At 71.7% G+C, this 18,734-nt stretch carries 17 protein-coding genes and 1 pseudogene; 13 read left to right on the top strand and 5 right to left on the bottom strand.

Translation table 11 applies throughout. The features are described 5' to 3' along the window. The first annotated feature begins 53 nt into the window (after positions 1–53). The 10 genes and pseudogenes from ON36_RS10315 (at position 54) to der (ending at position 10,087) form a co-directional block, all read left to right on the top strand. A pseudogene (locus tag ON36_RS10315) lies at positions 54–412 on the top strand (copper transporter). Between the two features lie 130 nt (positions 413–542). Then, positions 543–2,267 carry a CTP synthase gene (gene pyrG / locus ON36_RS10320; protein WP_043650763.1) on the top strand — a complete coding sequence of 575 codons (1,725 nt, stop codon included), beginning with the start codon at positions 543–545 and terminating at the stop codon, positions 2,265–2,267. A gap of 13 nt (positions 2,268–2,280) precedes the next feature. Continuing rightward, a complete protein-coding gene (locus ON36_RS10325; RefSeq protein ID WP_043650764.1) occupies positions 2,281–2,937 on the top strand; it encodes an NUDIX domain-containing protein in 657 nt (218 codons plus the stop codon). Between the two features lie 8 nt (positions 2,938–2,945). Further along, positions 2,946–3,893, top strand: coding sequence for a site-specific tyrosine recombinase XerD (gene xerD, locus ON36_RS10330; RefSeq protein ID WP_043650765.1), 948 nt, complete (start codon positions 2,946–2,948; stop codon positions 3,891–3,893). 160 nt (positions 3,894–4,053) lie between these two features. Then, complete coding sequence (locus tag ON36_RS10335) at positions 4,054–4,992, top strand: ParA family protein (protein WP_043650766.1); 939 nt, start codon at positions 4,054–4,056, stop codon at positions 4,990–4,992. 17 nt (positions 4,993–5,009) lie between these two features. Further along, positions 5,010–5,966, top strand: a complete 957-nt coding sequence (locus ON36_RS10340) for a segregation and condensation protein A (protein WP_083885045.1) — start codon at positions 5,010–5,012, stop codon at positions 5,964–5,966. Further along, on the top strand, positions 5,963–6,634 hold the full coding sequence (gene scpB, locus ON36_RS10345) for an SMC-Scp complex subunit ScpB (protein ID WP_043650768.1): 672 nt from the start codon (positions 5,963–5,965) through the stop codon (positions 6,632–6,634). The genes ON36_RS10340 and scpB overlap by 4 nt, the downstream gene beginning before the upstream one ends. An 8-nt stretch (positions 6,635–6,642) precedes the next feature. Then, positions 6,643–7,932: a pseudouridine synthase gene (locus ON36_RS35440; RefSeq protein WP_169334693.1), complete on the top strand. Its 1,290-nt coding sequence runs from the start codon at positions 6,643–6,645 to the stop codon at positions 7,930–7,932. Positions 7,933–8,000: 68 nt separating this feature from the next. Further along, positions 8,001–8,675: a (d)CMP kinase gene (cmk, locus tag ON36_RS10355; protein ID WP_083885047.1), complete on the top strand. Its 675-nt coding sequence runs from the start codon at positions 8,001–8,003 to the stop codon at positions 8,673–8,675. Continuing rightward, positions 8,672–10,087 (top strand): ribosome biogenesis GTPase Der, encoded by a 1,416-nt coding sequence (der, locus tag ON36_RS10360; protein ID WP_043650769.1) that lies wholly within the window; start codon positions 8,672–8,674, stop codon positions 10,085–10,087. Before cmk ends, der begins: the two co-directional genes overlap by 4 nt. Positions 10,088–10,139: 52 nt before the next feature. On the opposite strand, the gene ON36_RS10365 is transcribed toward der, so the two are convergent. Together ON36_RS10365 and ON36_RS10370 are read right to left on the bottom strand one after the other, a co-directional pair. Continuing rightward, entirely contained in the window at positions 10,140–11,432 is a 1,293-nt protein-coding gene (locus ON36_RS10365; RefSeq protein ID WP_245558027.1) for a GDSL-type esterase/lipase family protein, read from the bottom strand. 110 nt (positions 11,433–11,542) lie between these two features. After that, positions 11,543–12,718, bottom strand: a complete 1,176-nt coding sequence (locus ON36_RS10370; RefSeq protein ID WP_043650770.1) for an ACT domain-containing protein — start codon at positions 12,716–12,718, stop codon at positions 11,543–11,545. A 192-nt stretch (positions 12,719–12,910) separates the two neighbouring features. Here ON36_RS10370 and ON36_RS10375 point away from each other — a divergent pair, with 192 nt between their 5' ends. Then, positions 12,911–14,176, top strand: coding sequence for an aspartate kinase (locus ON36_RS10375; protein ID WP_043650771.1), 1,266 nt, complete (start codon positions 12,911–12,913; stop codon positions 14,174–14,176). Positions 14,177–14,339: 163 nt separating this feature from the next. Beyond that, positions 14,340–15,185: an alpha/beta fold hydrolase gene (locus ON36_RS10380; protein WP_043650772.1), complete on the top strand. Its 846-nt coding sequence runs from the start codon at positions 14,340–14,342 to the stop codon at positions 15,183–15,185. 7 nt (positions 15,186–15,192) lie between these two features. On the opposite strand, the gene ON36_RS10385 is transcribed toward ON36_RS10380, so the two are convergent. Continuing rightward, positions 15,193–15,873 (bottom strand): GNAT family N-acetyltransferase, encoded by a 681-nt coding sequence (locus tag ON36_RS10385; protein WP_052313840.1) that lies wholly within the window; start codon positions 15,871–15,873, stop codon positions 15,193–15,195. A 171-nt stretch (positions 15,874–16,044) separates the two neighbouring features. Further along, positions 16,045–16,860 carry an SAM-dependent methyltransferase gene (locus tag ON36_RS10390; protein WP_043650773.1) on the bottom strand — a complete coding sequence of 272 codons (816 nt, stop codon included), beginning with the start codon at positions 16,858–16,860 and terminating at the stop codon, positions 16,045–16,047. A gap of 586 nt (positions 16,861–17,446) precedes the next feature. Between ON36_RS10390 and ON36_RS10395 the strand changes: the two genes are divergently transcribed. Beyond that, complete coding sequence (locus tag ON36_RS10395) at positions 17,447–17,722, top strand: hypothetical protein (RefSeq protein WP_043650774.1); 276 nt, start codon at positions 17,447–17,449, stop codon at positions 17,720–17,722. A gap of 85 nt (positions 17,723–17,807) precedes the next feature. Here ON36_RS10395 and ON36_RS10400 read toward each other — a convergent pair whose 3' ends face one another. Beyond that, positions 17,808–18,710, bottom strand: a complete 903-nt coding sequence (locus ON36_RS10400; RefSeq protein ID WP_043650775.1) for an aminoglycoside phosphotransferase family protein — start codon at positions 18,708–18,710, stop codon at positions 17,808–17,810. Positions 18,711–18,734: the final 24 nt, after the last annotated feature.

Here is an 18,734-nt window from a genome sequence, read left to right on the forward strand (position 1 = left end):
CTCAGGAGCTCGGCCTCGTCCTCGAGACGCTGCGTGGCGGCGGCTTCCTGACGATCGGGGAACCGCCCCAGCGTCCGGCCCAGCTGGCCGTGGTGCTGACCGGCAACGGCGCCCACGCCGCCGAGAACGGGCAGGGCGTCAACACCGCGCGGTTCACCGGCGCGCTGCGCGGCCGGGCCGCGGGCGCGGTGCTGGCGGGCCGGGCGGGGCGGCCGAGGCGCAGGGCCCGATCGCGATCGTGCGCTCCGACGCCACCCTCGCCGACACGGTCACCACCGTCGACAACGCCGACCGCGAGATCGGCCGGGTCACCACCGCGCTCGGCCTGACCGAGCAGCTGGCCGGCGGCGCGGGTCGCTACGGCACCGGCCCGAAGGCGACGGCGCTGACCGTCGCCGCCATGCCGGGCTGACCGCGACGCCCCGGCGGCAGCCATACGCCGTCGACCGCCGCGCGAGCTTGCTCACAGCGACTCCGGCGATCTCCCGGCAAACCGGCGTGGTGTGTTTCGAACACCCGGACGCGTGTTACTGTGAAGACCCGTGGGTCAAACACGGAATCAGGCTCGAAATGCCACCAAGCACATCTTCGTCAGCGGTGGCGTCGCCTCCTCTCTGGGTAAGGGTCTTACCGCCTCCAGCCTCGGTCAGCTGCTGACCGCGCGCGGTATGCGGGTCACGATGCAGAAGCTCGACCCCTACCTCAACGTCGATCCGGGCACCATGAACCCGTTCCAGCACGGCGAGGTGTTCGTCACCGAGGACGGCGCGGAGACCGACCTCGACGTCGGCCACTACGAGCGTTTCCTCGATCGCGACCTCAACAAGGACGCGAACGTGACCACCGGGCAAATCTATTCGACGGTGATCGCCAAGGAGCGTCGCGGCGAGTACCTGGGCGACACCGTCCAGGTCATCCCGCACATCACCGACGAGATCAAGAACCGGATCATCGCGATGACCGGCCCCGACGCGCAGGGCCACGTGCCCGACGTGGTGATCACCGAGATCGGCGGCACGGTCGGCGACATCGAGTCCCAGCCGTTCCTCGAGGCCGCGCGCCAGATCCGCCACGACGTCGGCCGGGAGAACGTCTTCTTCCTGCACGTGTCGCTGGTGCCCTACCTGGGCCCCTCCGGCGAGCTCAAGACCAAGCCCACCCAGCACTCGGTGGCGGCGCTGCGCAACATCGGTATCCAGCCGGACGCGCTGATCCTGCGCTGCGACCGCGAGGTGCCGCAGCCGCTGAAGAACAAGATCGCGCTCATGTGCGACGTCGACGTCGACGCGTGCATCTCCACCCCGGACGCGCCGTCCATCTACGACATCCCGAAGGTGCTGCACCGCGAGGGCCTCGACGCCTACGTCGTGCGCAAGCTCGGCCTGCCCTTCCGCGACGTCGACTGGACCGTGTGGGGCGACCTGCTCGACCGCGTGCACTCCCCGCGCGAGCAGGTCGAGGTCGCGCTGGTCGGCAAGTACGTCGACTTGCCCGACGCCTACCTCTCGGTCACCGAGGCGCTGCGCGCGGGCGGGTTCGCGCACCGGGCCAAGGTCAACATCCGTTGGGTGCCCTCCGACGAGTGCGAGACCGAGGCGGGCGCGGTCGCGGCGCTGCGCGACGTCGACGCGGTGCTCATCCCCGGTGGTTTCGGTATCCGCGGCATCGAGGGCAAGGTGGGTGCCATCCGCTACGCCCGTCACCGCGGGATCCCGCTGCTCGGCCTGTGCCTCGGCCTGCAGTGCGTGGTCATCGAGGCGGCCCGCTCGGTCGGCCTGACCGACGCCAACTCCGCGGAGTTCGAGCCCGACACGAAGTTCCCGGTCATCTCCACCATGGCCGACCAGGAACAGGCCGTCGCGGGCGAGGCCGACCTGGGCGGCACCATGCGCCTCGGCGCCTACCCCGCCGTGCTGGCCAAGGGCTCGGTCGTGGCGCAGGCCTACGGCGCGGAGAACGTGTCCGAGCGGCACCGGCACCGGTTCGAGGTCAACAACGCCTACCGCGACAAGATCGCCAAGAGCGGGCTGCGCTTCTCGGGCACCTCGCCCGACGGGCATCTCGTCGAGTTCGTGGAGTACCCCGCCGACGTGCACCCGTTCTTCGTCGCGACCCAGGCACACCCGGAGCTCAAGAGCCGCCCGACCCGGCCGCATCCGCTGTTCGCCTCGCTCATCGCCGCGGCGCTGAAATACAAGCTGGCCGAACGCCTTCCCGTAGACTTCCCCGAGGAAGCGCTCGCGGAACAGGCAGTGGGCACCGAGTAGAAACGGTCACGAGGTGAGCGACGACGCCGCGCCCGGCACCCACACCTTCGACACCGTGGGCAGCGAGCTGCTCTACAGCGGTGCCATCGTCGCGCTGCGGCGCGACCGGGTGGTGATGCCGGACGGGCACGTCGCCGACCGTGAGGTCGTCGAGCACCACGGCGCGGTCGCGGTGCTCGCCCTCGACGACGACGGGCGGGTCGTCCTCATCCGGCAGTACCGCCATCCGGTGGCGACCCGGCTGCTGGAACTGCCCGCCGGGTTGCTCGACATCGACGGCGAGGACCCGCTCACCGCGGCGAAACGCGAACTCGCCGAGGAGACCGGCCTGGCCGCCGACGAGTGGTCGGTGCTGGTCGACGTGGCGCTCTCGCCGGGCTTCACCGACGAGGCGTTGCGGGTCTTCCTGGCCACCGGCCTGCGCGACACCGACCGTCCCGCGCCCGAACACGAGGAAGCCGACCTGGAACTGGTCCGGCTCACCGTCGAGGAGGCCGTCCGGGCCGCCCTCGCGGGCGAGATCGTCAACGCCACCGCGGTGGCCGGGGTGTTCGCCCTGGCCGCCGCGCGGGCGAGCGGCGCGCCCCTGCGTCCGGCGGACGCGCCCTGGCCGGGTCAGCCGACGGCGTTCCTGCGCCGCAAGGCGGCCGAACGGTCCGGACAGGACTGACCGGGGCCGTGCCGGGGCACGAGATCGACGCCTACCTCGACCATCTCGCGGTCGAGCGCGGCGCCGCGCGCAACACCCTCGGCGCCTACCGCCGCGATCTGTCGCGCTATCACGACTTCCTCACCGGCCGCGGCATCACCGCGCTGGCCGGGGTCACCCAGGGCGATGTCGCCGAGTTCGCGGTGTCGCTGCGCGCGGGAGGACCCGGATCCCGGCCGCTGGCCGCGGGTTCGGTGGCGCGGGCGTTGATCGCCGTGCGCGGGCTGCACAAGTTCGCGGCCGCGGAGGGTTTCACCGACACGGATGTGGCGCACGCGGTCAAACCGCCCGCGCCCGGCAGGCGCCTGCCCAAGGCGCTGCCCTACGAGCAGGTGCTCGGGCTGCTCGAGGCCGCGGGCGGCGGCGGGGACGGCGGGGGCAGCGGGGGCAGCGACGGGGGGCCCCGCGGCCTGCGCGACCGCGCCCTGCTGGAACTGCTGTACTCCACGGGCGCGCGGATCTCGGAGACGGTCGGCCTCGACGTCGACGATCTCGACACGGACGAGCGGTGTGTCGTGTTGCGCGGCAAGGGCGGTAAACAGCGGGTCGTCCCGATCGGCAGGCCCGCGCTCGCCGCGGTCGACGCCTACCTGGTGCGCGGGCGGCCCGGCCTGGCCGCGTACGGACGCGGCAGCGGGCCCGCGCTGTTCCTCAACGCGCGCGGCGGCAGGCTCTCCCGCCAGAGCGCCTGGCAGGTCCTGCAGACGGCGGCCGAACGCGCCGGTATCGGCGCCGCGGTCTCCCCGCACACCCTGCGGCACTCCTTCGCCACCCACCTGCTCGACGGCGGCGCGGACGTGCGCGTCGTCCAGGAGCTGCTCGGTCACGCCTCGGTGACCACGACCCAGATCTACACGCTGGTCACCGTGAGCACGTTGCGCGAGGTCTGGGCCACCGCGCACCCCCGTGCCCGGTAACGGGCACGAGGGGGCCGCCCGTGGCGAGTAGGGTTGCGAACACGCCAGGTGTCATCGGCCGAACCGGGCAGTAGGAGCGGTAGCGTTCTACGACGAGCCCCGGAACAGCCTCGTTACCCTCGACAGGGGTACACCCGGCAGAACGAAGGAGCAGCGGATCGTGACGACAGCGGGAGCGGCGCAGCCGCCGAACGGTTCGGACGTCCGCGCGCAACCGGCCTGGGACCCCGATGCCGCCGGGGCCGCCGACGCGCCCGAGCCCGAACTCGGCCCCACCGGCCGACCCCTACGCCTGGTACCCGAACCCCCACCGCTACAGGGGCACGGCGACGCGCTCATCGTCGCCATGTGCAACCAGAAGGGCGGGGTCGGCAAGACCACCTCCACCATCAATCTCGGTGCGGCACTGGCCGAATACGGCCGCCGGGTCCTGCTGGTCGACCTCGACCCCCAGGGCGCGCTCTCGGCCGGGCTCGGCGTGGCGCACCACGATCTCGACGTCACCGTGCACGACCTGCTCATCGGCGGCAAGGCGGGTGTCGACGACGTCCTGCAGACCACCAAGGTCGACGGAATGGACCTGCTGCCCAGCAACATCGACCTCTCGGCGGCCGAGATCCAGCTGGTCAACGAGGTCGGCCGCGAGCAGTCGCTCGGCCGCGCGCTGGCCGGGGTGCGCGACCGCTACGACTACATCCTCGTCGACTGCCAGCCCTCGCTCGGCCTGCTCACCGTCAACGCGCTGGCGTGCGCGGACGGGGTGATCATCCCGATGGAGTGCGAGTACTTCTCGCTGCGCGGTCTCGCCCTGCTCAACGACACCGTGGAGAAGGTGCGCGACCGGCTCAACCCGCGGCTGAGCCTGTACGGCATCGTGGTCACCATGTTCGATGCCCGGCTCCTGCATTCGCGGCAGGTCATGCAGCGCGTGGTCGAGGTCTTCGGCGACCTCGTCTACGACACCGCCATCTCGCGCACCGTGCGTTTCCCCGACGCCAGCGTCGCGGGTGAACCCATCACCACCTGGGCGCCGCGCTCGGCGGGCGCGGAATCGTATCGGGCGATGGCGCGCGAGGTCATCCACCGGTCCGGCCGGTGATCGGTACGCACTCGTAGATGTCCGCACCGATCGACCCCGCTCCCGGCCGCCTCGATTCCGGACCGACCGGAGGGCGCGACGAAGGAGTGCCCGCAGGGAGGGAAGAATCGAGGCCGGAAGGCCGAGAGCCTGCCGCACCAGCCGCTGACAGCACGGTCTTCCACCTGCGGCTGAAGAACTTCGAGGGTCCCTTCGATCTGCTGCTGCAGCTGATCGGTTCGCGCAAGCTCGACGTCACCGAGATCGCCCTGGCCGAGGTGACCGACGAGTTCATCGCCTACACCAAGGCGCTGACCACCGACCTCGCCGAGCGGACCAAGCTCCGCGCGGACAAGATCCTCGACCAGACCACCGAATTCCTCGTCGTCGCCGCGACCCTGCTCGACCTCAAGGCCGCGCGGCTGCTGCCGTCGGGGGAGATGACCGACGCCGAGGACCTCGAACTCCTCGACGCCCGCGACCTGCTCTTCGCCCGCCTGCTGCAGTACCGTGCCTTCAAGCAGGTCGCCGAGCTGCTCGGCGAGCTGGAGGCCGCGGCCCTGCGCCGCTATCCGCGCTCGGTGTCGCTGGAGGAGCGGTTCGCCGGGCTGCTGCCCGAGGTGACCCTCGGCGTCGACGCGGCCGCGTTCGCCGACATCGCCGCCGCCGCGTTCCGGCCGCGCCCGGTCCCCGAGGTCGGGCTCGGCCACCTGCACATGCACACCATCTCGGTCGCCGAACAGGCCGAGCGGGTGCTGGCCATGCTGAAGGAGCGCGGGCCCGGCGGCTGGACGACCTTCGCCGAGATCGTCGCCGACTGCGCGCTGCCGGTGGAGATCGTCGCCCGCTTCCTGGCCCTGCTCGAGCTCTACCGTGGCAAGACCATCGAATTCGACCAGCCCGACCCGCTCGGCCCGCTCGCCGTCAGCTGGATCGGCGATCCCGACCCCGACGCGCCCGCCGCGCCGCTGACCATCGAGGAGGACTACGGATGAGCATCGAGCCCGGCTCGCCGGCAGTGGCCGATTTCACCCCCGAGCCCCTCGACGACGCCGAGTTCCGGTCCGCGCTCGAGGCGATGCTGCTCGTCGTCGACGCTCCCGCCCCGGCAGAACAGCTGGCAGCGGCCCTGGACGACACCGCCGAGCGGGTGGAGGAGACCCTGCGCGCGATGTCGGCGGAACTGTTCGCGCGGGGCAGCGGCATCGACCTGCGTTTCGTCGGGGACGGCTGGCGCTTCTATACTCGTACGGAGTACGCACCCTATGTGGAGCGTGTGCTGCTCGACGGCGCCCGGACGAAGCTCACCCGGGCGGCTCTGGAAACCCTGGCGGTGGTCGCCTACCGCCAGCCGGTGACCCGCACCCGGGTCAGCGCGGTCCGCGGGGTCAACGTCGACGGCGTGATGCGCACCCTGCTGGCCAGGGGGCTGATCGCCGAAGCCGGTGCCGACCCCGAGACCAACGGCACGCTGTACCGCACAACAGAGTTGTTCCTCGAACGGATCGGGCTCGCCTCCCTCGGCGACCTGCCACCGCTGGCGCCCCTGCTGCCGGGGGTCGATCTGATCGACGAGATCAGCGAGAGCCTGGAGACCGACCCCCGGTACACCAGGCTGCAGAAACCCGCCGAGGCCGCGATGGACCTCGGCACCGACGATTGACAGGACAGATGAATAACTCCGCTCGCCGAGATGGCACACCGGATCGTAGAAAACGCAGCGAAGCCCCCCGAGGCGGCGCGACCCGCGGGACAAGCACCCGCGGCGGCGCCCGCTCGGGTGGGGAATTCCGCGGCGGCTCCCGCGCGGGCGGTGACTACCGCGGCTCCCGCTCCGAGGGCGACTACCGTGGCGGATCCCGTTCCGCCGGTGACTACCGCGGCGGCTCGCGCTCCGAAGGCGATCACCGCGGCGGCTCGCGCGCCGGCGGTGACTTCCGTGGCGGTGCCCGTTCCGCCGGCGACTACCGCGGCTCCCGCTCCGAGGGCGACTACCGTGGCGGTTCCCGTTCGGCCGGTGACTACCGTGGCGGCGCGCCGGGCGGTCGCGGCACGGCCCCTCGTACCGGCGCCCAGGGCCGTCCGGCCCAGTCCGCGCCGACCGGCAAGAAGGCCAAGAACCCCAAGCCGCAGCGTCAGGTCGTCGCCCCGACCATCCTGAACAACGCCAAGCCCGCCCGGCACCAGAACGTCGAGACCGAGACCCACGAGAAGATGCCGTGGGGCGAGGGCGAGCGCCTGCAGAAGGTCCTGGCCAAGGCCGGCGTCGCGTCGCGACGCGCGGCCGAGGAGATGATCGCCGCCGGTCGCGTCGAGGTCGACGGCCTGATCGTCCGCGAGCAGGGCCTGCGCGTCGACCCGCAGAAGGCGATCGTCCGCGTCGACGGCACCCGGGTCGTCGTGCGCGAGGAACTGGTGCACCTGGCGCTGAACAAGCCCAAGGGCTGGCAGTCCACCATGTCCGACGACCTGGGCCGCCCCTGCGTCGGTGACATCGTCGCCGAGCGGATCGCCGCCGGTCAGCGCCTGTTCCACGTCGGCCGCCTCGACGCCGACACCGAGGGTCTGCTGCTGCTGACCAACGACGGCGACATGGCGCACCGGCTCATGCACCCGTCCTTCGAGGTCTCGAAGACCTACCTGGCCACGGTGCACGGCGAGGTCAACTACAAGGTCGTCGGCAAGCGGCTGCGCGAGGGCGTCGAGCTCGAGGACGGTCCGGCCAAGGTCGACCGCTTCGTCGTGCTCGAGGCCTACGAGGGCAAGTCGCTGGTCAAGCTGGTGCTGCACGAGGGCCGCAAGCATATCGTGCGCCGCCTGCTCGACGAGGTCGGCCACCCGGTGACCCGGCTGGTGCGCACGCACATCGGCCCGGTCGCGCTCGGCGACCAGCGGCCCGGCACCCTGCGGGTGCTCGGCCGCGACGAGATCGGCAAACTCTACGAGGCGGTGCAGCTGTGAACGGAGTGGATTCGTCGGTGGCGTTCGCGAACGAACGACTGACCGGGGACTCCCCGCTGGTGATCGCGATGGACGGCCCCTCGGGCACGGGCAAGTCGAGCGTGTCGCGCCGGCTCGCCACCCGCCTGGGCGCCCGCTACCTCGACACCGGCGCCATGTACCGGGTCGCCACGCTGCGCGTGCTGCGCGCCGGGACCGACCTGACCGATCCCGAGGCGATCGCCGACACCGTCGCCGCGCTCGGTCTGTCGATCGGCACCGACCCGACCCGTGAGGTCATCGAGCTCGACGGCGAGGACGTCTCGACCGAGATCCGCGGCAACGAGGTCACCAAGGCCGTGTCCGCCGTGTCGGCGGTGCCGCGGGTGCGCGAACAGCTGGTGTCGCTGCAGCGCGAGATCGCGGGCGTGGCGGGCCGGATCGTGGTCGAGGGCCGCGACATCGGCACCACCGTCCTGCCCGGCGCCGACGTCAAGATCTACCTCACCGCCTCCGCCGAGGCACGCGCCCAGCGGCGCAATCAGCAGAACATCCGCGAGGGCCGCGGCGACGACTACGCGGCCGTGCTGGCCGACGTGCAGCGCCGCGACACCCTCGACTCCACCCGGAAGGTGTCCCCGCTGCGCGCGGCCGACGACGCGATCGAGGTCGACACCAGCGAGCTGACCATGGAACAGACCATCGACGAGCTGTACCGCGTGGTGGCCGCGGCGCTGACCGCCACGACAGGAGGCGCCCGATGAGCGAGGACATCCTCGCCGGCGACGGTATCTGGAGCGACGAATCCGACTGGGAGATCGCCGATCTCGACGGCGAGTTCGGCGACGAGGAACACCTCGCCATGCCGACGCTTGCCGTGGTCGGCCGCCCCAACGTGGGCAAGTCGACCCTGGTCAACCGCATCCTGGGCCGTCGCGAGGCCGTCGTGGAGGACATCCCCGGCGTCACCCGCGACCGCATCTCCTACGAGGCCAACTGGGCGGGCCGCCGCTTCCTGATCCAGGACACCGGCGGCTGGGACCCCGACGCCAAGGGCCTGCAGCAGCACGTGGCGCGCCAGTCCGAGGTCGCCATGGCCACCGCGGACGCGATCCTGCTGGTCGTGGACGCGACTGTGGGCGCCACCGCCACCGACGAGGCGGCGGTCAAGAAACTGCGCCGCTCCAAGATCCCGGTGATCCTGGTCGCCAACAAGGCCGACGACCAGCGCGCCGAACTCGAGGCCGCGAGCCTGTGGTCGCTGGGGCTCGGCGAGCCGCGCCTGGTCTCGGCCGCGCACGGCCGCGGCACCGGCGACCTCCTCGACGACGTGCTCGCGGTGCTGCCGGAGACCCCGCGCGAGGGCACGGGCGGGCAGGGCCCGCGCCGCGTGACCCTGGTCGGCAAGCCGAACGTCGGCAAGTCCAGCCTGCTCAACAAGCTCGCGGGCGAGCAGCGTTCGGTCGTGCACGACGTCGCGGGCACCACCGTCGATCCGGTCGACTCGCTGGTCGAACTGGGCGGCAAGGTCTGGAAGTTCGTCGACACCGCGGGCCTGCGCCGCAAGGTCAACAACGCCTCGGGCACCGAGTTCTACGCCTCGCTGCGTACGAAGTCGGCCCTCGAGGCCTCCGAGGTGGCGGTCATGCTGATCGACGCCTCCCAGCCGATCACCGAGCAGGATCTGCGGGTGATCAGCCTGGTCGCCGACTCCGGCCGCGCGCTGGTGCTGGCCTTCAACAAGTGGGACCTCGTGGACGAGGACCGCCGCTACATGCTGGAGAAGGAGGTCGACCGGGAACTGGTGCGTGTGCCGTGGGCCCAGCGGGTCAACATCTCCGCGCACACCGGTCGCGCGGTGCAGAAGCTGGTTCCCGCGATGGAGACCGCGTTGGAGTCCTGGGACAAGCGCATCCCCACCGGCCGGCTCAACACCTGGCTCAAGGAGGTCATCGCGGCCACCCCGCCGCCGATGCGCGGCGGCCGTCAGCCCCGCGTCCTGTTCGCGACCCAGGCCGGTACGCGTCCGCCGACGTTCGTGCTGTTCACGACCGGCTTCCTGGAGGCCGGTTACCGCCGCTTCCTCGAGCGGCGCCTGCGCGAGGAGTTCAACTTCGACGGCTCGCCCGTGCGGATCTCGGTCCGCGTGCGCGAGAAGCGCGACCGCAGGAAGTGACGACACGGGAAGGGCCCCGGCGGATTCCGCCGGGGCTCTTCCCGTCGCGGTCTCAGCAGCGGGTCCGGAAGATGCCGAGGTCGATCGCCTCGGCCATGGCACGGTATCCGGCGGCGTTCGGGTGCAGGTTGTCGGCGCCGGCGAAGGCCGGGTGCAGGACGGCCGGATTCGCCGGATCGCGCAGGGCCGCGTCGAAGTCGACGACGGTGTCCGACAGCCGCTGTTCGCGGATCCAGGCGTTGACCCGCTGCCGCACCGGCTCGGCGTAGGGCACGGTCAGCATGCCGTCGAAGAGCGCGTTGCTCGTGGGCAGGAGCGTGCCGAGGTGCGCCCGCAGCCCGGCGGAGTGTATCCGTTCGATCATCGTCGTGTAGGCGGCGACGATCTCCTCGTGGCCCGCGCCGATCGGGATGCCGAGGTCGTTGATCCCCTCCAGCACGATGACGTCGGTGACCCCCGCCTGGTCCAGGGCGTCGGCGTGCAACCGGGAGACCGCGTCCGGGCCGAACTGGGGAATGAAACCCGCCCGGCTGACCCGGTTTCCGGAGATCCCGGCGTTGAGGACGGTGAACGGCAGGCCCGCGGCGTCGAGCCTGCGCTGCAGGAAGTCGGGGTAGCGGACGTCGCGGTCGACCACCGACCGGTCCTCGGGAGTGCCCAGGTAGTTCGAGGAGACGTAGCCGTCGGTGATCGAGTCGCCGAAGGCGACGATGGTGCCGACCTCGCCCGGCGCGCGCACGTCTATTCCCGACACCAGCGGAATCGCGGTGGTGGACAACGGGAACGCCGCGCCCGAGACGTCCGCGGCGCGGTCACCGGCGGCGGGCAGGCTGTAGTAACTGGTGGCGTTGCCGTTGAAGTGCTCGGTGGGCAGGACCGCGAGCCCGGGGACGTGCACCCCGACGGCCAGGGCCTCGAACGCGCCGAAGGTCAGCTCCACCGGGTCGCTGACCACGTCGCCGAACGCCGGGATCGTCACCGCCCCGCTTCCGCCGAAACGCACCTCGCGCAACGAATCCGGTCGCACCGCGGCCCCGTCCGCACGTACGCCGACCGTGACGTGGCCGATCTCGACGGGCACGGGCCGGGCGCGGTTGGTCAGGTGCACGCGCAGGGTCGAACCCCCGCGATGCGGCGTGACGATCAGCCGGTAGGTCTGGTCGGTCGCCGACAGTTGCGGCACCAGCGACGGGTCGGCCGCGCTGAACGCGTCCGACGGCGCCGCCATCCAGCTCCCGACCCAGTGCTCCCCGCCGCAGTCCGGCGCGGGGCCCGCGGCGGCGGGGGGAGCGAACATCAACGACGACATCAACACCGCACCGGCGGCGGCGGACCACACCTTCACAGCGACGAGCACTCCTCGAGACGATCGGACACCGTAAGAACCTCGGTCATCGTGCCCGATCGGGATCGTGCTGGTTCCTGTTTTCGCGGAATCCGGACCGCGCGGCCGGGTCAGCCGTGCATGCCCTCCACCCGCCAGCGGGTGACCACCGCGAGTACGCCGCCTGCCTCGCCGAGCGCGTCCACGGTGTCGGCCAGCGCCGCGTCGGTGGCCCGGTGGGTGAGCAGGACCAGGTGCGCGGCGCCGTCGTGATGCTCCTGTAGGACCCGGGCGATGCCGACGCCGTGCTCGGCGAACACCGTCGCCACGCGGGCCAGCGCGCCTGCGTGGTCGGTGACCCGCAGGTTCAGGTAGTAGCGGGTGGGCGTGTCGGCGACCGGGGCGACCGGCAGTTCGGCGTAGTAGGAGGCGCGCGGCGCACGGCCGCCGTGGACCCGGTTGCGCGCGGCGGTGACCAGGTCGCCGAGCAGCGCGGAGGCGGTGGCCGTCGGCCCGTCGCCCCGGCCGGAGAACATCAGCCGACCGGCGTGCTCGGCCTCCACCGCCACGGCGCTGTAGGGCCGTTCGATCGCGACGAGGGGATGGGCGGCGGGCAGCAGCGCCGGATGCACGCGGACCGACAGGTGGTCCTTGCCGCCGTCCTCCTGGCTCGGGTGCCCCGGCACCCGGGCGCACACGGTCAGCGGGCGCAGGCGCAGCCCGAGCGCCGCCGCGGCGGCCAGGTCGTGCGGGCCCGGGGTGGAGAAGTCCTCGGCGTGCACGTCGGAGGGTTCGACCCGGGTGTGGAAGGCCAGGGTCGCCAGGATCGCGGCCTGGGCGGCCGGATCACGGTCGGACACCGCGGGATCGAACACGCCGAGGACCTGGCGCACCCGGTCGCCGGACAGCGACTGGGTCAGCGGGCGCACCACCGGGACGCCCCCGGCCACGGCGGCCTCGAAGAACAGGTCGCCGCCGTGCTCCTGGGCCGCGGCGGCCAGTTCGGCGCCGTGCCCGGCGACGAGCGCGGTGTTCGCGGTGACCACCGACCGGCCCGCCCGCAACGCGCCGAGCGCGGCGCCGAGCACCGCGTCGGTGACCGTGCTGTCCACCACCAGATCGATGCCGTCCCAGGTCCCGCGCTCGGCCGGGTCGCCGGTCGCCGCCCGCAGGGTCAGCGCCGCCCCGACGCGGGACCGCAATTCGCGCCCGCCGGTGAGCAGCACGCGGGCGAGCTCGGCCCGCAGCGGGCCGGTGCCGAGCACCGCGACACCCAGCGGCGGATGGGACGGGGAACCAACAACCATCTTCGATCCGCCTTCGCCCCGCCCCGGGCCGCGCCGTGCGCACGGCCACTACCCGACTCAGTATCGCGGTCGAACATGTTCGGCGACAGCCTTTTTCACGTGACATTCGCTGCGCTTCGGGCGGGCCGTGCCGGGATACTCGTAAGTAGCGTCCCGCGGATCGCACGTGGGAGCAGGGGAGAGGACCGCGGTATGGCCCTGGTAGTGCAGAAGTTCGGCGGATCGTCGCTGGCCACGGCGGAACGCATCCGCCGGGTGGCCGAGCGGATCGTGGAGACCAAGAAGCAGGGGCACGACGTGGTCGTGGTCTGCTCGGCCATGGGCGACACCACCGACGACCTGCTGGATCTGGCCCGGCAGGTGGCGCCGGAGGGCTCGCCCCGGGAGCGCGACATGCTGCTCACCGCGGGCGAGCGGATCTCGAACGCCCTGGTGGCCATCGCGATCCACGGCCTCGGCGTCGAGGCGCGGTCGCTGACCGGCAAGCGCGCGGGAGTGATCACCACCGGCTCGCACGGCAACGCCCGGATCCTGCAGATGGATCCCGGCCGGGTGCGCCGGGCGCTCGACGACGGCGAGGTGGTCCTGGTCGCCGGCTTCCAGGGCGTCAGCCAGGACAGCCTCGACGTCACCACCCTTGGCCGCGGCGGCTCCGACACCACCGCCGTCGCCCTGGCCGCCGCCCTGCGCGCCGACGTCTGCGAGATCTACACCGATGTCGACGGCGTCTTCACCGCCGACCCGCGCATCGTGGGCGACGCCAGGAAGCTGGACCGCATCACCTACGAGGAGATGCTGGAGATGGCCGCCTGCGGGTCGAAGGTCCTGATGCTGCGCTGCGTGGAATACGCGCGGCGGTACCACGTTCCGGTGCACGTGCGCTCGTCCTACACCGACCGCGTCGGCACCACCGTGTCGGGGTCGATCGCGGAACTCGCGCCCGAGCGGGCAGCCCTGACCGGCGTGGCACACGATCGCAGCGAGGCCAAGCTCACCCTGGTCGGGTTACCGGACCGGCCGGGGTACGCGGCGCGGGTCTTCCGGGCGGTCGCCGACGCCGAGATCAGCATCGACATGGTGCTGCAGAACATCTCCCGCAGTGGTAGCGGGCGCACCGATCTCACCTTCACCCTGCCGAAGTCCGACGGCGCGCGGGCGGTCGCGCTGCTCGAATCGCGCCGGGACGCCCTCGGTTTCGCCGAGCTGCGCTACGACGACCGCATCGGCAAGGTGTCGCTGGTCGGCGCGGGGATGAAGTCGCGCGCCGGGGTGACCGCGACGTTCTGCGACGCGCTGGCCGAGGCGGGCATCAATCTCGACCTCATCACGACCTCCGAGATCCGGATCTCGGTGCTGGTGGCCGACACCGACCTCGACGACGCGGTGCGCGTCCTGCACACGGCGTTCGGCCTCGGCGGGACGGAGCCCGCGGTCGTGTACGCGGGCACCGGGCGCTGACGGCGGGGGTCGGCGGCGCCTTCCGCAATCGATCAGCAACCGCGCTGTGTCCGGATCGTTGCCGCGGGTGGACCCCCGATCCGAGGGGCTTCGATCGGGGATCTCGGGGTGGTACCGTCGGAGCAATTTATCCGTAACCGACCGAAACAGATATCGGGGCAGCATGCGTGAACGCCTGACCGGATTCACCCACGACGGACTCGACTTCGAGGTGACCGACACCGGTCCCCTCGACGGGCCCGTCATCGTCCTGCTGCACGGTTTCCCGCAGACCGCGGCCTCCTGGTCGGGGGTGGCCGCGATCCTCAACGAGGCGGGGTACCGGACGGTCGCCCCCGACCAGCGCGGGTACTCGCCGGGCGCGCGCCCGCGCGGGCGCTTCGCGTACCGGCCCTCCGCCCTGGTCCGCGACGTGCTCGCCCTCGTCGACCGGCTCGGCCACGGGCCGGTACACCTGGTCGGGCACGACTGGGGCGCGGCGGTGGCCTGGTGGACGGCGGCGGCGCGTCCGGCCCGGATCGCCACCCTGACCACCGTGTCGGTCCCGCATCCCGGCGCGTTCTTCCGGTCCCTGTTCACCGTCGACCAGCTGCGCCGCTCGTACTACATGGGCCTGTTCCAGATCCCGTTCCTGCCCGAACGGCTGCTGCGCGCCCGTCCCGGGCTGCTCGACGCGGCGCTGGCCCGCACCGGCATGCCGGAGCGGACGCGGGCCGAGACCCGCGCCCGGGTGGTGGAGGCGGGCGCGCTGCCCGGCGGACTCAACTGGTACCGGGGCATGCTCATGGCGGTCCCGGGCGGGCTGGGGCGGCGGGTTCGGGTGCCGGTGACCCACGTGTGGAGCACCGGCGACGCGGCGCTCGGCCGCTACGGCGCCGACCTGGCCGGGCGATACGCCGAGGCTGACTACCGGCTGGCCGTGCTGGAGGGCGTCTCGCACTGGGTCCCGGACGAGGCGCCCGCGGACCTCGCCGCGCTGGTCCTCGACCGGGTCGCGACCGGCCGCTGAGACCGGCTCAGCCCAGCGGCGAGGCCAGCGCCCTCGCCGAGACCCGGGCGGCCAGCTGGTCGGTGATGCGCGCGTAGACCGTCGGCCACTCCTCGGACAGGATCGAGTAGAAGGCGGTGTCGCGGACCTGGCCGTCCAGGCCGCGCGAGTGCGCCCGCCGGATCCCGTCGCTGACCGCGCCGAGGCGCTCGATCGCCGTGCGTGAGCGCAGGTTCCGCGCGTCGGCGCGCAACGACACCCGCCGGACCCGCCAGTGGTCGAAAGCGTGACCGAGCAGCAGCAGTTTGGACTCCAGATTCACCGTGCCGCCCCGCACGGCCGGGGCGAGCCAGGTGTTGCCGATCTCGACCGCGTCCGGGTCGACCGCCCCGACCAGCGAGCCCGCGGTCTCCAGCGACAGCGGCCACACCAGCGGGCCCTGCCAGTAGTCGAGGCGGGTGAAACGGGTTGCGCCGACGACGGTCTCGTCGGCGGTGGTGACCACGGCGAAGGCCAGCGCCGTCCCGGTCTCGAGGGCGGCGCGGGCCTGGTCGACGTATCTGATCGCTTCCTGCTCGCCCCGGGGGACGACGGTGAACCCGGTGGGGTCGACCACCGACGCCGAAGCGTGGACGAGTCCTGGTACGTGGTGTGGCGCAAGGGGTTCCAGCCGGACGAGCCGGCCGGCGAGGGTTACTGGTGCGGGCATGATGACCGGCGTCCTTCGCATGATGAGTTGACGCCGGACCGCCGGCGTGGATCACACGCGAGACGACGGCCCGGCAAACCGACACGAACGATCCAGCAAACATCCAGAAAAGCAAGATGACGATAGCCGAACACGGCTGCTCCGGCGCGGTGTACCCCCGTGGCGCGTCGTCTACCGCTTGTCGCCGATACCGGCGACGATGAGCTTCTCCCACACGGTCAGCTCACGGTCGGCCGAGCCGATCTCCGACTCGCCGCCGGCCTCCAGGTTCCAGATCGCCGCGGGCTTCAGCCCGGTCTCGCGCAGTTCGAGCTCGCCGAACAGCGCCTCGATCTCGGCCGGGGTGCGCCAGCGGCCACGGCCGAAGGTCGCCTGCAGCTTGCCCTCGGCCTCCGCGGTCTCGGTGTTGTCGCCCGAGGCGAAGTGCGAGATGAACACGCTCGAGCCGGCCGGGATCTGGTCGTACCAGTAGCGCACCAGCGAGGCGGGGTCCTCGTCGTCGTTGAGGTGGTGCAGGATCGCGCTGAACACGACCGCGACCGGCTTGTCGAAGTCGATCAGCCGCGTCACCTCGGGGTGGTTGCGGATGGCCTCGGAGTCGCGCAGGTCGGCCTGGATGACGGTGGTGTGCTCGTCGGTGCTGAGCAGCGCGCGGCCGTGGGCGAGCACGATGGGGTCGTTGTCCACGTACACCACCCGCGAGCCCGGATTCACCGACTGGGCGATCTGGTGCACGTTGTCGGCGGTCGGCAGGCCCGAACCCAGGTCGAGGAACTGGGTGAGGCCGGATTCGGCCAGCGAGCGGATCGCGCGGACGAGCGCCTGCCGGTTGCTGGTGGCGATGACCACCGAGCCGGGCAGGTCGTTCTTGAAGTGATCGCCGATCGCCCGGTCGACCTCGTAGTTGTCCTTGCCGCCGAGGATGTAGTCGTAGACCCGAGCGATGCTCGGGGCGGACTGGTCGATCACGTTCGCGTTGTCACTCATCGCCGAGGACCCTTCAACCCAGTGGTGCCGTGTATTTGCGCTCATCGTAGGAGAACCCGGCCGAGTCGGCACGGTTTCGGTGGCGGGCCCGGACCGAATTCCGTTCCGGTGCCGGGGGATCCGTGTCCGATGTGTCCGCGTCGAGCCCGTCGGGGGCGAGGCGGGCCCGTGGGGTGGCTCCGGCGCGCCCGATCGCGTACGGTGAGCGTGGTCACCGCGCGATATCGGTAGCCGAACCGTAACGGTTCGATAAATGACACCCTTGTCGGTTTCGTGGACAAATGACCGATCGGTTCGGCGTCCCCCAGCTCAGGACCGCCTTTCTCCCGATTTTCCGCCGTTTATCGATCCGTGTCGTTCACATGTTCGACGTGATCGAAATCGAAATCACCTTTGCCTGCGCGGCGTTCCGTGCCACTCTTGAATTGCTGATCGTTAACTGTTTGCGATCGTGTGCGGGCCGTTCCGTGACCCGCGATCGCGAAATGCGTCATCCGCCGTGTCGTACACGCGACACCCGACCGATTTCGTCACGGAATCGCCTACCGGCCGCATCGGGACGGCCCCCTCGTGAAGGGACCCCCACATGAGCAGCATCTATTTCGAACCGAACAGCAAGCGCAGCTACACCGACGCCCCGCCGCACCCGCAGCTGGCGCCCGTGAGCGATATCGCGCCCCTGGCCGTTCCGGCCATGGTGCTCGGCGTTCTCATGCTCTGCCTCGGCGCGGTCGGCCTCACCAGAATCGGCGGCTGGATCGGGGACTTCGGTCCGGTGCTCGTTTTCCTGGCCGGCGGCCTCTACGTCTCGGCCGCGGCGGGTCTGGTGCTGTGGGGATTGTTCGTCCGCCGCGGGCAGTGACGCGGAATTCCGGGGCGGGAACAACTCTTTCGCCGAGCTCATCGCCGGGAGGGAACCGGGCCTCGGGCGCGAATTCCGGCCCGATTCAGGTCAGGGCGGTCGCCAGCCGGTCGGTGAGTTCTACCAGCCACTCGGGATCGCCGTGCGTGCGTCCCCACATCGCTTCGTGGACCGCGCCCGCCTGCACCCAGCGAATCGCCCGCTCGAATTCGATTCCGGCTTCGGCGCAATAGACGGCGAGCAGCCGCCGGACACCGGGGGCGGGATCGGCACGGACCAGAACCGGCCCGAAGCGCGGGCTGCGGACGACATTCAGCGCGTCGTAGGCGGGGTCGCCTGCCAGCCCCTTCGGATCGACGACGAGCCACTCCTCCCGGTCCGCGCCGAGGATGTTGGCGTCGTGCAGGTCGCCGTGCAGCACCAGGGTCCGCCGGTCGCGCGCGGTCTCCTCGAGGGTGGCCATCGCGGCCTCGATCACCGGCGCGGGCAGCGGGTCGCCGAAGGCGGCCGAGGTCTCGCGGATCTCGGCGGGCCAGCCCGCCACGTGCTCGGCGAGTGAGCGCAGCCCGGGCGGCGCCGGCACGGCCAACCGCCGCGACAGCCTGCCCTGCACGGCAACGGCGGTCTCGATGTCGGTGACCGCGGCCAGGGTCCCGCGCGGCGCGCGTTCGAGCAGCATGGCGAAACGGTCGTCGTCGCGCTCGTAGAGATGGACCGCGCCCCGGCCCGCCCAGGCCACGAAAGCCAGCGGCTCGTGGATGTTGCCGGGATGCGGGAACGAGACCTTGATCACGGACGGCGGCAGACCGGCGGCCCGCACGGGGACCACCAGGCCGACCTCGCCGTACATCACCGGTCCGTCCGGTGTGCACCGCCAGCGCCGGAGCAGGTCGGCGACGATCGCGGGCAGGGCATCGATCCAATCCCGGCCCGCCGCACCCTCTCCGGCGATCTTCTTGCGCGCGAAGGCTTCCGGCACCTCGATCATGCCCGCACTGTAGTCCGGGAGCGG

It is taken from the genome of Nocardia thailandica NBRC 100428 (assembly GCF_000308795.1).
Lineage (GTDB): Bacteria > Actinomycetota > Actinomycetes > Mycobacteriales > Mycobacteriaceae > Nocardia > Nocardia thailandica.

Excerpts from the sequence above, each read along its gene's own strand:
- ON36_RS10340 (WP_083885045.1), top strand. The coding sequence starts at position 5,010 with ATGTCCGCACCGATCGACCCCGCTCCCGGCCGCCTCGATTCCGGACCG.
- ON36_RS10390 (WP_043650773.1), bottom strand. The coding sequence starts at position 16,860 with ATGAGTGACAACGCGAACGTGATCGACCAGTCCGCCCCGAGCATCGCT.
- ON36_RS10370 (WP_043650770.1), bottom strand. The coding sequence starts at position 12,718 with ATGGTTGTTGGTTCCCCGTCCCATCCGCCGCTGGGTGTCGCGGTGCTC.
- ON36_RS10380 (WP_043650772.1), top strand. The coding sequence starts at position 14,340 with ATGCGTGAACGCCTGACCGGATTCACCCACGACGGACTCGACTTCGAG.
- ON36_RS10395 (WP_043650774.1), top strand. The coding sequence starts at position 17,447 with ATGAGCAGCATCTATTTCGAACCGAACAGCAAGCGCAGCTACACCGAC.
- ON36_RS10400 (WP_043650775.1), bottom strand. The coding sequence starts at position 18,710 with ATGATCGAGGTGCCGGAAGCCTTCGCGCGCAAGAAGATCGCCGGAGAG.
- ON36_RS10375 (WP_043650771.1), top strand. The coding sequence starts at position 12,911 with ATGGCCCTGGTAGTGCAGAAGTTCGGCGGATCGTCGCTGGCCACGGCG.
- scpB (WP_043650768.1), top strand. The coding sequence starts at position 5,963 with ATGAGCATCGAGCCCGGCTCGCCGGCAGTGGCCGATTTCACCCCCGAG.
- ON36_RS10385 (WP_052313840.1), bottom strand. The coding sequence starts at position 15,873 with ATGCCCGCACCAGTAACCCTCGCCGGCCGGCTCGTCCGGCTGGAACCC.
- der (WP_043650769.1), top strand. The coding sequence starts at position 8,672 with ATGAGCGAGGACATCCTCGCCGGCGACGGTATCTGGAGCGACGAATCC.
- ON36_RS35440 (WP_169334693.1), top strand. The coding sequence starts at position 6,643 with ATGAATAACTCCGCTCGCCGAGATGGCACACCGGATCGTAGAAAACGC.
- cmk (WP_083885047.1), top strand. The coding sequence starts at position 8,001 with ATGGACGGCCCCTCGGGCACGGGCAAGTCGAGCGTGTCGCGCCGGCTC.